General features: G+C 45.7%; 10 protein-coding genes and 1 tRNA gene. 3 read left to right on the top strand and 8 right to left on the bottom strand.

Going from position 1 to position 12,566, the window contains the following annotated elements; translation table 11 throughout:
- Window positions 1–156: 156 nt before the first annotated feature.
- Window positions 157–411 carry a DUF4404 family protein gene (locus D1Z90_RS13530; RefSeq protein ID WP_158587143.1) on the top strand — a complete coding sequence of 85 codons (255 nt, stop codon included), beginning with the start codon at window positions 157–159 and terminating at the stop codon, window positions 409–411.
- Here the strand turns inward: D1Z90_RS13530 and D1Z90_RS13525 are convergent.
- The 8 genes from D1Z90_RS13525 to rsgA all read right to left on the bottom strand — a co-directional run bounded on the left by D1Z90_RS13525 (window position 391) and on the right by rsgA (window position 11,696).
- Window positions 391–1,317: a hypothetical protein gene (locus tag D1Z90_RS13525; protein ID WP_119911311.1), complete on the bottom strand. Its 927-nt coding sequence runs from the start codon at window positions 1,315–1,317 to the stop codon at window positions 391–393. The two genes, D1Z90_RS13530 and D1Z90_RS13525, sit on opposite strands and share 21 nt — an antisense overlap.
- 70 nt (window positions 1,318–1,387) lie before the next feature.
- Window positions 1,388–1,891 (bottom strand): response regulator, encoded by a 504-nt coding sequence (locus D1Z90_RS13520; protein WP_119911310.1) that lies wholly within the window; start codon window positions 1,889–1,891, stop codon window positions 1,388–1,390.
- Window positions 1,892–1,906: 15 nt separating this feature from the next.
- Window positions 1,907–3,856, bottom strand: a complete 1,950-nt coding sequence (locus D1Z90_RS13515; RefSeq protein WP_119911309.1) for an ATP-binding protein — start codon at window positions 3,854–3,856, stop codon at window positions 1,907–1,909.
- 61 nt (window positions 3,857–3,917) lie between these two features.
- Entirely contained in the window at window positions 3,918–5,327 is a 1,410-nt protein-coding gene (locus D1Z90_RS13510) for an SLC13 family permease (RefSeq protein ID WP_119911308.1), read from the bottom strand.
- Between the two features lie 102 nt (window positions 5,328–5,429).
- Window positions 5,430–8,708: a miniconductance mechanosensitive channel MscM gene (gene mscM / locus D1Z90_RS13505; protein ID WP_119911307.1), complete on the bottom strand. Its 3,279-nt coding sequence runs from the start codon at window positions 8,706–8,708 to the stop codon at window positions 5,430–5,432.
- A gap of 71 nt (window positions 8,709–8,779) precedes the next feature.
- Window positions 8,780–9,667: a DMT family transporter gene (locus D1Z90_RS13500; protein ID WP_119911306.1), complete on the bottom strand. Its 888-nt coding sequence runs from the start codon at window positions 9,665–9,667 to the stop codon at window positions 8,780–8,782.
- 45 nt (window positions 9,668–9,712) lie between these two features.
- A complete protein-coding gene (gene asd / locus D1Z90_RS13495) occupies window positions 9,713–10,573 on the bottom strand; it encodes an archaetidylserine decarboxylase (protein ID WP_198419191.1) in 861 nt (286 codons plus the stop codon).
- 82 nt (window positions 10,574–10,655) lie between these two features.
- On the bottom strand, window positions 10,656–11,696 hold the full coding sequence (rsgA, locus tag D1Z90_RS13490) for a small ribosomal subunit biogenesis GTPase RsgA (RefSeq protein WP_119911304.1): 1,041 nt from the start codon (window positions 11,694–11,696) through the stop codon (window positions 10,656–10,658).
- A 111-nt stretch (window positions 11,697–11,807) separates the two neighbouring features.
- On the opposite strand from rsgA, the gene orn reads away from it, so the two are divergent.
- Together orn and D1Z90_RS13480 are read left to right on the top strand one after the other, a co-directional pair.
- Window positions 11,808–12,353 carry an oligoribonuclease gene (gene orn / locus D1Z90_RS13485; RefSeq protein ID WP_119911303.1) on the top strand — a complete coding sequence of 182 codons (546 nt, stop codon included), beginning with the start codon at window positions 11,808–11,810 and terminating at the stop codon, window positions 12,351–12,353.
- Between the two features lie 136 nt (window positions 12,354–12,489).
- Window positions 12,490–12,565 (top strand) — tRNA-Gly (locus D1Z90_RS13480).
- The last annotated feature ends 1 nt before the right edge of the window (window position 12,566 follow it).

Here is a 12,566-nt window from a genome sequence, read left to right as displayed (position 1 = left end):
TAAACGAAATTTAATAAAGCATATTTCACTGCCATGAGGCTAGATACTTGGCGGATTTTAGTGAAATCTGCAATATTGTGAAGCTCAAAGCACTTTGCCACTGCGGAAGCAGCTATGCTTAATAAAAGCATCTTTGAGTCACGCTGGGAGGCTACGATGAAGCAAATTAAGCAAGATTTAGAAGGGTTGCACCAAGCCATCAATCACGAGTTACCGGCAGACGAGTGCACCGCTGCTAGTTTAAAACAGGTGGCTCAAGAAATACATTTAGCCCTGGAAACCGGGCACTCTCCGCAAGCAGACTTTAACCAACAATTAGAAACCGAGTTATTAGCATTTTCGGAAGAGCACCCAAGGGTTGCTCAAGCTATTCGCAACTTAATTAATACCTTAAGCGGGATGGGCGTTTAATCTCGCGTCAGTTATCGCTCGGCCCAATAGCGTGCCATGCAAGTTCACCTGAAACAGGCGCTCTAAAAAAGCGCCATAGGTGGCAATGTGATTTTCTTCAGAACCTTCAACGCTGATATAACTGATGTCATCTTCAGGCGTTAGGTGCAGCGTTAAATATTCTTGTCCTTTCAACCCATTCACTGAATACCCCATTGGCTTGAATAGCCAATCATCAAACTGATAGCCTGGAAAGTGAGTACTTAATTGCAGTAATGCTTGCACTGCATCCTTATTTTCCGCGTTCTGGCATGCACGCAAAGCCTTGCCTGAAAGGCCATGACCTCGCTTTTGATAATGGGGCGTGATACGTGCCAAAGAGCCTGATAATTGCTGCTCACTTTGAACGCCATAAACGAAGGAAAACGGTGGCTGCTCCTCAGTGAGTGTTGCACTGTTATCACGTTGCCCTTGAAGCGGTAATAGTTGCGACAACAAACGAATATCTTGAGGCCCGCTAGTGCGTTGCTTGGCCGGAAAGAGCTCGGCCTGGCGCAAATAACTCACGAAGGCGATATCCGTTGGCGCCACTAATTTCAGCAATGATTGCAGGGTGTGAATTAATGGGCAATCCCCGCATGTCAGCAAGATGACTTCTCGTTGACTGATAAACAAGCTCGACTCTGATAACACAAATGCTCGCCAGGTTGGGTTGCTCATGTGAGATAAAATGCTGGCGCCGCACAAGTTTAATAAATCTTGCCATTGAGCTTGAGACCATTGTTGCCAACGGGGGCTTGAAGGTGATGAGCGCAGCGCAATATGAAAGCGTTTTTCAACTGCCTCAAAAGAATCAGCAACGGGTTCCTTGCAAGGGTCGGCAAACGATGCTTTTGAAGGTAAGTTGGGCTCTGGCTCGTGGGTCAAGGTGTCGCTCTCTACTGGCTAAAAGGTGATTAGCTTTATACTTGCCTTGAAGCAATAAATAAAGGCTTGTTTAGGACTGAGCAGCGATTTCTAAGCGTCGTTGTTGCCAAGCGTCGGCGATGGTTTGCGTCTCGAGCACGGGAGCATAAGGCATCATATCGGCTTCTTGTTCTATGATGTACTGGGTTAAATGGTGTTTAACATGTTGTTGTAATTGCCCCGCCTGCCAAGGTTTCGCAATGTAACAGTCTAGCCCACCAAGGTTTACGGCTTCTATGGTAGCTTCGAGGCCTGCTTGTCCGGTGAGTAAGATTTTCTTGGTTGGCTGAAAGCAAGCCTGTTGGTTAAGCTCAATTAAAAAGTCTACGCCTTGTATGTCTGGCATCATGTGGTCGCACAATATAAGCGCTAAAGCTTGTCCCGCTTCAAGTTGTTGTGTTAAAAATGTTTGTGCTTCTGCCACGCTTTCACAGCCTTCTATGTCAAACTGTTGCTCAAACATGGTTAAGTCTGTGAGTACGCTTTCGAGTACTTCGCGCTCGTCGTCGATACATAATATTAGGTATTTGTTCATATTGCCTCCTGTGGCTTATTGGCCAGCCCGCTGTTGTTTGATATTGGCGTTTGCCACGGGCAGCAATACTTCAAAGCGAGTAAACTCACCTATTTCGCTGCATACATTGATTTCACCGTGGTGGCGAGCGATGATTTGTTGGCATACAGTCAGCCCTATGCCCAATCCAAAGTGTCCTTCGCGTTTAGTGGTGAAATTTAAATCGAAAATTTTATTTATTTTATCGCCAGAGATACCTGGACCATTGTCTTCAAAGCAGATTTTCACGCCCGCTTGGCCACGATAATCAATGGTGCGAGTGGTAATGGTTAGGGTGCCTTTACTGCCAATGGCGTCGATAGAGTTGGCGACAAAATTCGTCCATACCTGTTGTAACTCAATGGCATGGCACTGCACGCTGGGAATATCGTGATAGTGTTTTATGACTTCAAATTGTTTCAGTCGGTTTTCGAAAATCACCAGGGTTTCTTCTATGCCCAAGCGCAGGTCTACAAACTGAGCTTGCGCCGTGTCTTGGCCAGCATAGTGTTTTAGACCCTTTACTAGGTCAGCGATACGTTTTGCACACACGTCAATACTGCGAAGGAAGTTACCGACTTGGTAATAATTGTCGAGCTCATTGATTAAGGCGGCGCTATCTACCTTATTTTGGGCGCAATAGTTCTGGTAGTTGTCGTTGTCATCTAAGCCCATTTTAACCGCTTTTTTGGCCAACAGTTGACTTGGAAAGTGCTCTTGAGCCTGCTTGGTTTTTTGCCGTATTAGCGCGGTCGACATAGGCGTTAAATGCATGGCACTGTCTAAGGTTGCTGAACCCAGCTTACGAATGGCAACCTCAGTTTCATTGGCAAGCAAGTGTGGCACTTTGTTTTTTAGGGTTTCCGCGCCGCGTAAAATGGCAGCGACAGGGTTGTTTAATTCGTGCGCAACGCCCGCAATCAGTTGACCCAATACCGCCATTTTTTCAGTTTCAAGCAATTGCTGGTGGGCGGCGTCTAGTGACAACATGGTTTCTTCTAGTTGTAACTTAGTGCTAATGCTGCTTTGCAAGCGGCGGTTAAAGTTGCGCAGTAATAAATTAGTAAATGGCGCGAGCAAAGCTTGATGTGACTTCATCACTTCTGCGAATTTATTTTTATCAAGCTTGATCACTTCTGTTGGCGTCAGGGTTATGCCGGTGGTAAAGGCAGGTTCGCCGGTAATAAAGGACATGCCACCAACCATAGAGCCGGCCCGCATAACGGTCACTTGTTGCTGCTCGCCTACTGAATTCAGCTTTTTCAACATCACTTCGCCGCTGGCGATAAACCACAATACGTCGTTGGTATTGCCTTCTTGGGTTAATAAATGATTAGCGCTATAGCGCCGACATACGTGATGGTCGTCGTTGTGCTCAAAGATATAGTACAAGGAATCAATCACGACTTTGGACAATTCTTCGTCACTGTATCGGGTGTAATCAAAAAAGCCATGCTGCAGCTTTTTGTTTTGTTTGATCAATTGATTGGTCAGAATGTTATCGATTTCAATAGATTGCAAGTATTGTGCGATGGGTAAGTTTTCACTGATGGCAAAGTGGCAAAGCTGTTTTTTTACGCCGTTGAGGATTTCTTGCTCCACCTTGTTTTGGTAGATAAACTGGTGGATCTGGCTACTATTAAGCCAGTTAATCAATGCTTCTACGTCTTCTACTTCTCCTACCAGAATACGACGAACTGTAGGCTTGTTGGGACCTTCGTATTCATCAACGCCTAATTTCTCACAACTGGCTAATAAACTGGGTGAGCAAATCAAGCAAGCGACCGCCTGTTGGTTTAGCTGGTATTGCGCTAACTTGCTTTTACAATGGCGTACGGTCTTTACGCAGCATATTTCAAAATGTTGATAAAGCGGCGTTAAACTTGCTTTAATTTGTTGCAATATTTGTGGGTCGCTGTGCACGACTAAAACGACAAAGTTTGCCATGTCTACTCTTTACTCCTGCGGTTTAAACACTGATCAGTACGATGACCGTAGGGCGATTGTGTTAAAACCATAACCATAGTCCCAAGTAAATTAGGCCTAATCCCGTTCCGCCGATCAATAAACCGGTTTTTAAAAGGTCTTTTGTCTCAATGAAACCGGTCGAATAAGCCAGTGCGTTAGGCGGGGTGCTGACCGGTAAGATCATGCCAAGGGAGGAAGAGAACGCGACTATCATCAATAAGCTGGTCAGTCCTGTGTCGCTGCCTGCGAACGCTGGAATGGTCATGGCGACGGCAGCCGCGATAGGCATAATCAAGTTAGCGGTCGCGGTATTCGACATAAAGTTCGCCATCATGTAACAAATGAGCGATAAACTCACAATGACCAGCCAGGTTCCCATGCTGGCAAAATCAATATTATTGGCTATTTTCACCGCTAGACCACTGGCATCTAGCGCCATGCCCATCGCGATACCGCCTGCGACCAGCCAAAGTACATCCCAATTAATCAGCTTAAGATCTTGTTTATTAATGACCCCTGTGAGGGTAAAAACGGCCAGTGGAATAATGGCCACCACGTAAGCGTTCATGCCATGGAGTTGGGTTGTTAGCCACAGCAAAATGGTGGTAGCGAAAGTGACATAGACAATATACGCTTTTGGGCTGCGTAAGAACTGACCAGTTAATGCGAGTGGTAAGCGAGCCGTTTTGGCGGGATATAACAGTTTCAATAACACCCAGGCGATGGCCAGCTGAATGATGACAAAGGGTAAGCCTATCATCATCCACTCTAAAAATGTGACGCTGCCCTCAGGTAAATATTGCAAGGCAATGGCATTAGGTGGTGTGCCTATTGGCGTCGCTATTCCTCCGGTGTTCGCGGCGATGGGAATACTTAATACCAAACCTTTACTGCCAAGATCGCCTTGCGGTGCAGTGGCAATAATCGGGCTGAGAATAGCCAGCATCATGACTGTGGTAGCGGTGTTACTCATAAACATAGAGAACACTGCGGTGATCAACATTAATCCAAGCATGACTGCGTGAATGTGGTTGCCGAAAGGTTTTAGCAATACGCGGGCTAGGTTGGTATCTAATTCATATTTAGACGCGGCAATGGCGAGGGCAAAGCCTCCCATAAATAAGATGATGATGGGCGATGAAAAGCTGGCAAATATACTCTGGTAAGGCAACAACTCACCCAAAGGCACGTTACCTTGGGTATGGGTAAACCCTTGCCAGCCTTGGTCTGAAATCATTACCACTTCGAGGGTGATGATCAATAGCGAAGTGGCAAATACCGGTACCGGCTCTAGGATCCAGAGTAAGGCTGCCATGACAAAAATAGCAATAATACGATGTTGTACCAGGGTTAATTCTGGCAGTGGGATCCAGCTTGTCGGCATCGCTAAAATTAGCAAAGGTATGCCGGTACAAAAAATGGCTTTCAGTAACGTACTTCGCTCTGGCATAAGTCAGCTCCAGTGGTAACAGCTGGCCTAAGACTACCACTTAATAAGTATGTATTTTTTGTCGTAACAGACATTTTTATCTGCTTTTTATCATTTACTCAGTTATTTTTTGATATGCAGATCAAGTTGTGGGTAGTCAATCACTATCCCTTGTTGTTTAAACTGAGAATTAATGGCGCTATGCAGTTCATGTAAGGTAGGCATTCGCTGACCTAACTCATTAACATATACGCGTATTTCAAAGTCTAAAGTGCTGTCACCAAAGCCGACAAAAAAGACTTCCGCGGCTGGGGTTTCCAGCACTAAGGTACAGGACTTGATGGCTTCATACAGTTGTTCGGTGACTTGCTTGGTGTCTGAGCCATAAGCGACCCCGACGCGGGTGATGATTCGAGTGATCGGATCTGACAACGACCAGTTAACAAATTGTTCGGTAATAAAGGCCTTGTTAGGCACAATAATTTCTTTGCGATCCCAGTCAATAATAGTGGTTGCACGGGTTTTAATTTTGGCGATGGTGCCGGTGAGTTCCCGAATCGTTACCGTGTCGCCAATGCGAATAGGTTTCTCAAACAAAATGATCAGGCCGGATACAAAATTGGCAAAAATCTCCTGTAAACCAAAACCTAAGCCAACCGTTAGCGCCGCGACAAGCCATTGGGTTTTCGACCAGTCTATGCCAAGAAATGCACAGCTAATCAAAATACCGTTGAAGATGACGATGTATTTGGTCAAGGTTGTAATCGCAAAGCCGGTTCCTGGTGCTAAATCAAAATGCTGAAGCACTAATAACTCTAAAGCACCGGCCAGGTTTTTGACCAAAACAACGGTAATACATATGCTAAAAATGGAAAAAATGATGTCTTGCAAGCTGATTGGATCGACCGTGTCGATGCCGTTACTGCTTGAGGTTGTATTCCAAATGGTCACGCCTTCAAGAAATGAAAATGCTGAGTAAATTTGAGCCCACAAGTAAATCAGCAATAACATGTAGCTCAAGCTTAATACTGTGCGCAGCAGGCCCAGTGACTGTGCGCTAATGGTCTCTAGGTCGATCACTGGCTCCTCAATGGCATCCAGGCCAGATTCAGAGCTCGATACTTCATTTTCTTCTTCTTTTTCCCGTTGCGCCAATATCTCAGCCCGCCGCGTTTTAGCGCGATCAAATGCTAACCGACGTTTTTGAATAAACATCCACCTGTGCACTAAGTAATACAGCAGTAAAAAAGCTAGGCCTAACAACACGGATAACTGAACTTGGTTCATCAGGGAATTTGCGGTAAAGAAATAACCGGCCACGGCCATCAAGGCATAAAAGACCGGAGCGACGGCCAAGATAGGCCACATGATATGGTGCAGTAAATGCGGGTTTTTTCCTGTTTGGTGGCGATAAGTAATGGGTAACTTATCGCGATACAAACGCCAGTAAAACCAAGCCAAAGAGAGGTTTAACACAATAAAAGCAATACGGCCTATCGTGCTGTAGAGATTTGAACTTTCAAACTCGAGGCAAAATAGGTACAAACCCAAAGCCGGAAATGCAGTAATAAAGCACTGCTGGAAAAAGCCATAAATGCGATTTACCCGGTTGGCTTGCATTTTAAAGTGGGCGATAAACAGGCCATTGTCACGGCACATATTTTTTACCACCATAAAGAAGAGCACCACCCAGGCTAACACTGTCATAGCTTCGCCAAGGGCTTGGCCAATCGGGTATTGCCAGCTGTTGGATAATAGATAAGAAAACAACGACATAATCAGTGGCAGTGGTAAGGCTAACAAAACCGATAATATGAGGGTATTAAAGGTGTAGATGTATTTATCTCGTGTCACCTTACCCACTTGATCAGCCGTTTCTTTGAGGTAAGGGCGAAAGAAGTGATTGGCAAAGTACCAGAAGTACAGCAGTAGCATGAAGCCAATAAGATAGAGTAGCCAAAAATCTTGGGTTGCATTTTTAAGGGCGAGCGGGACTTGTTGCGCGTTTTCAAGTTCCACTAACCAGCCGATGGCCAGCAAAGTGTCTTTGATAAAACTGAAGTTGACCGGGTTAACGTTCGGGATCCAGAATAGGTACTGCTCTGCCATTTCGCGAATATGCGCAATTTTGGCGGTCATTTGGCTGTACGCGACTTTTAATTTGGCTTGCTCATAAATGTAATTTTCACTCAAAGAGAGGAGTTGCCTGAGCAATTGTTTACGTGCCCCCACTAAGGCATATACTGCCGAGTGTTCGTCATTATTGAGCTTTTCTTTGTGACTTTTTTCGAGCTGGCTGATGTATTTGCTTGGGTCTGCCAAAATATCGAGCTCTTGTTGGTATTTATATTTGGCCAGCCGCGCTGAGACGATGTTTTGTTCCACCGCTTGTAATGGTGGCGGATTAGGAAGTTGTTTTAGGCGGTTACGCAAGCTTTCACCAAACGCGCTCGACACTTTTAACCACTCAACCTGCTCGCGCATACTGCTAACGGCCTTGTCTATCTCGGTCATTTGATTGGCCACGTTACTTTGTGTGGCCAGCGCTGTTTCTAAGTCTTGATTCAAGCTATGCAGTGAATCGCTGAACGCTTTATTACCGCTGATGATGTCTCGTAAAACCGGCGAGTTCGTGGCTAGCTGTTCAGCAATTTCTTGGCCTTTTTTGATGGCTTTTTCGGTAGCTAGCTTGCGAATTTCACTTTGCACCGCTTGTAAACGATCAATGTATTGCTGCAAAGCCGTTAATTTGAGGTTGGTTAATGTAAGTTCTAAATTGCTAATTTCATTACGGCTACTGGCACTTAGTTGCTCGAGCTCTAACATTAGAATCTGATTGGAAAGAGAGGTTTCAAGGACTTGGCTTTTTACTAACTTGGCTTGTGATAACTCGTCGGTTTGCGCACTGAATTTTTGTAAATCCAACTTATGTTGTGCGTCTGACAGCTGTTGTCGCAGTACGTCCACTTTAGGTTGAAAGCCAGATAACTGGTTTTCAATGTTGTTCAGGGTGTTGCTGACTTTTTGTTGCTTACGTTTGAGGTCAGCTTGTTCGGCTGATCGCAGCGCCAGTTGTGATTCCAGTTGTTGCTTATTCCACTTGCTGGGATCAAGGTACTCAGGGGCTTGAAAGGTATTGATGCGCTCTCTTAAAGCATTGGATTGATAGGGAAAGTCATCCATTGCCTTTTGATATTGCTTGGCTTGCTGCGCATAGTCTTGGGCTTTGGTAAGTTGATCTATGGTTTTTTCATAGGTCTCTTTGAGCGCTTGAACCTGCTCTGTTTCGGGTTGCTTGTTGAGTTGCTCTATCTTGTCTTGTAGCCGTGAAATATCCGGTGCGGCCACAGCTAATACCGAATAGATCAATCCCAGAAACAGTACTAAAACCCGTAACAGCATAGTGTTTATCTTCGCTAATTAGCCTAAACCATTGATAATAGCTTAGTAAGGTCAGATAAAAAAGCACTAGCCTAAGGCATATTTTTGGCCGGTTTCAAGGTTTCATAAAGTGTGCCAGAAAGTACCAATGCTCCGCCGGCTAAAGTTTGCCAAGTAGGTATTTCCGCCAGAACAACCGCTGCAAATAACAAACCGTAAAGGGGTTGTAAGCAGGCAATGAGCGCAACACTTTTAGCGGCCAAATGGCGCAAAGAAGTCACTAACAATGCATGTGGTAAAGCCGTGAATACGGTACCGAGTAAGATGAGTAAATACGCGTCGTGTAATGGCGGTAAGCCGTTACCAGAAATGCCTTGAAAGAAAAACGGCAACAGCATCAGGGCCCCGTTCACTACTTGATAAAACATAGTTTGAGGGCCGTTATAATGGCTTAGCTTGTACTTGTATAACAAGTTCCGACCAGCAAACAGCAACGCTGACAATACCCCAAGTAAGAGCCCTGCCACTAAGTTTGCATCCTGGCTATCATGGGGCAACATAATGACAATGCCAAAAAATACCACGGTCGCGCATACTAGGTCAGCTCGTTGCAACGGTTTTTTAGTGATGGCGGGCTCGATGAGTACGGTTATCACGGGGTAGGTATAGAGTGCTATCATGCCCATGGCCACGCTAGACCATTGCATGGCGTAAAAATAGGTAACCCAATGGCTGACGACCAGCACGGCCAAAAAGAGCATTGGCGCAATGTCTTTTTTACTAACCAAGCGGATGCGTTGCTGGCTAAACAGCAATACGGCCCAAAGCAGAATGGCGGCAATGGCACAACGATAAAAGGTGATATCGAGGGCCGGAAGTTCAACCAGCTGCGCAAAAAGCCCGGTACCACCCAGTAATAAAATGGCAAGATGAACTGACCATAGCCCTTTGTGCTCAGGGCTAAGTTTACAGTAGTTCACCCCGTTGGCCGCAGGTAGCCTTTGAGCGCGTGTGATTGCATCACGTTACTTAAGGTGTGCAAAAGGTTGACCCAAACGGGTGACGCTGCCTGGGCACAATTCTTGCGCAAAGGTGAGTGTATCTTTAGGGAATAACGCGACGATGGTACTGCCAAGTTTAAAGCGACCCATCTCTTGCCCTTTTTCAAGGCGTATGTCTTGTTCACTGTAATCCCAAACCTTCACTTCTTTGCTGCCACCTTGACGCGCGGGGGCGATAGTGCCTTCCCATACCGTTTCAATGCTAGCCACGATGGTCGCGCCAACTAAAACCATCGCGAATGGCCCTTGCTCTGAGCTAAAAATGGCAACTACACGCTCATTACGAGCAAACAGGTTAGGCACATTTTCGGCGGTAAGTGGGTTGACTGAAAACAGATCGCCCGGCACAAATAACATCTTTTCAAGCTTACCTGCCATTGGCATGTGAATTCTGTGGTAATCCTTTGGCGCGAGGTAAATGGTGGCAAAATCACCCTCATCAAACAAGGCTGCATCTTGGTCATATCCACCTAGCAACTCTCTGGCGCTAAAGTCGTGGCCCTTTGCTTGAAAGATGCGGCCGTGACTGATGGCCCCCAATTGACTTACCGTACCGTCTACTGGTAAAGCCAAAGTATTTGCATCTTCAACAATGCTACGGGCCTCTGGTTTGAGCGCTCGAGTAAAAAAGTCATTAAATGTGAGATAGTGCTCTGGCTCTGGGTGCAGCGCTTCTGACATATCTACTTGGTATTTACGGATAAAGGTTTTGATCAATGTTGTGGTTAAACTGCCTGCGCGGGCGCTAGCCAGTTTGCCCAGTAAACGGGACAGTAAGTGTTTGGGTAAGACGTATTGTCCGGCAATTTTGATTTGATCTAACACTGGAATACCTTAACTAAAAATAATGTGCGTGATATTAACAATATTGGCCAATGAAAACAGCTCGTTGGCGCAAGCCAAATGATTATTTGTGTTTTGGTAACACCCGGTTTGGCTTGTTTTCTGTCATTGACTCTATGATGCGCTGATAACTTTGGTAGCGCAGTGGGTCTATTTGACCGCTTTCTGCTGCTGCTATGATGGCGCAACCGGGATCATTTTTATGCTTACAATCCCTAAATTTACACTGACCGCTGAACTCGCGAAGTTCTTGGAAACCGTGAGTAACTTGCTCGGGCTCTAAGTGCCATAAAGCGAATTCACGTATCCCTGGGCTGTCAATTAAATCTCCCCCTGTAGGGAAGTGATACAACCTAGCTGTCGTCGTAGTATGTTGGCCAAGTCCCGAGTTTTCAGAGACATCGCCAGTGAGTGCGGCAACTTCTGGCATTAGGGCATTGACTAAAGAGGACTTTCCAACGCCCGATTGACCGACAAAGATAGTGGTTTTGTCGTTAAGCAAATCTTGAATGGCTTGCAAGCCAGTTTTGCTTTCTGCGGAGCTCATAAATACGGGATAACCCAAATTTCGGTAGATTTGTAGCACCTTATCCAGCGCAGCCAACTCGTCTGGCTCCAGCAAGTCTACTTTGTTGAGCAAAATAATAGGGTCAATGCCGCTTTCTTCACATGCCACTAAATAACGGTCAATAATATTGTTAGAGAACTCGGGCAATACTGCTGAGACGATAATGATTTGGTCAATATTGGCGGCAACGGCTTTGATACCATCGTACATATCTGGGCGAGATAACACAGATTGACGCGGGTGAACGGCTTCAACGATGCCATTGATGCTGTCATGGGTTTCATTGCCTGGGCGCCACACTACTTTATCGCCGGTGACCAGAGACTCAATGGAACGGCGCAGATTACAACGTTGAATGGTGCCATCTTCCCCTTCAATATCTGCGTGTTGCCCAAAACGGCTGACAACGACACCCTCTATCGCTTGGCCCAGTTGTGACTCGTCAACAATCTCTGTTTCAGTGGCTTTAAGCCGCTTACTTTGGTTGGCTTTTACCCGGCGAGTTTGTTTTTGACTGAGACGCTTTTTTTTAGCCACGCGATACCTTTGGTTTGTCTAGCTTGTTAAAGGGGGTATGATACTAGGAATTAATTGTAATTGCTGCATTAAGCGATTCACAATCTTCATCAAAGTAAGTGGGTAACAAGCATGAGTATAAATGAGAACAACTTGATCTGGGTCGACATGGAAATGACGGGCTTAGATCCTGAGCAACACAAGGTGATTGAAATTGCTTCTATTGTTACCGACAGTGAATTAAACATCTTGGCTGAAGGCCCCGTTATTGCGATTCATCAATCGCAAGCAGAGTTAGATAAAATGGATGATTGGTGCACCACCACGCACACCAACTCCGGCTTGGTTGAGCGAGTACAAAAAAGCACAATCACTGAGGCCCAAGCGAGCGAACAAACCTTGGCTTTTTTAGCCGAATGGGTGCCTGCAGGTGTCGCGCCTATGTGTGGTAATAGCATAGGTCAAGATCGCCGCTTTATGGTGAAGCATATGGCAGAATTAGAGGCATTTTTTCACTACCGTAATATCGACGTCAGTTCGGTTAAAGAGCTAGGTCGTCGTTGGGCTCCGGATATGGTAAAAGGCTTTAAAAAACGCGGTGTGCACTTAGCACTGGACGACATTCGTGAGTCTATTGCGGAATTGGTCTACTACCGTCAGCACTTTTTTAAGTTCTAATGCTGAAGCGGTTGGTAGATTGCTGAGTTTTTGGGCAAACAAAAAAATCTTGCATAAAAACGCTTGCATTCTGAAACGGCCTATTTATAATGCGCAGCCCTGTAGGGGAGAGAAGTTTTCCTTTGCAACCTATGAAGCGGTACTAGCTCAGCTGGTAGAGCGCGACCTTGCCAAGGTCGAGGTCACGAGTTCGAACCTCGTGTACCGCTCCAA

This window comes from Motilimonas pumila, assembly GCF_003596335.1.
GTDB lineage: Bacteria > Pseudomonadota > Gammaproteobacteria > Enterobacterales > CBDFNC01 > Motilimonas > Motilimonas pumila.
Note: the sequence above shows the minus strand (reverse complement) of the source record. Positions and strands in the feature narration are given on the sequence as shown.

Bases quoted from the DNA above. Each gene is read 5' to 3' on its own strand.
- D1Z90_RS13515 (WP_119911309.1), bottom strand. From the start codon at position 3,856: ATGGCAAACTTTGTCGTTTTAGTCGTGCACAGCGACCCACAAATATTG.
- D1Z90_RS13520 (WP_119911310.1), bottom strand. From the start codon at position 1,891: ATGAACAAATACCTAATATTATGTATCGACGACGAGCGCGAAGTACTC.
- D1Z90_RS13530 (WP_158587143.1), top strand. From the start codon at position 157: ATGAAGCAAATTAAGCAAGATTTAGAAGGGTTGCACCAAGCCATCAAT.
- orn (WP_119911303.1), top strand. From the start codon at position 11,808: ATGAGTATAAATGAGAACAACTTGATCTGGGTCGACATGGAAATGACG.
- mscM (WP_119911307.1), bottom strand. From the start codon at position 8,708: ATGCTGTTACGGGTTTTAGTACTGTTTCTGGGATTGATCTATTCGGTA.
- D1Z90_RS13510 (WP_119911308.1), bottom strand. From the start codon at position 5,327: ATGCCAGAGCGAAGTACGTTACTGAAAGCCATTTTTTGTACCGGCATA.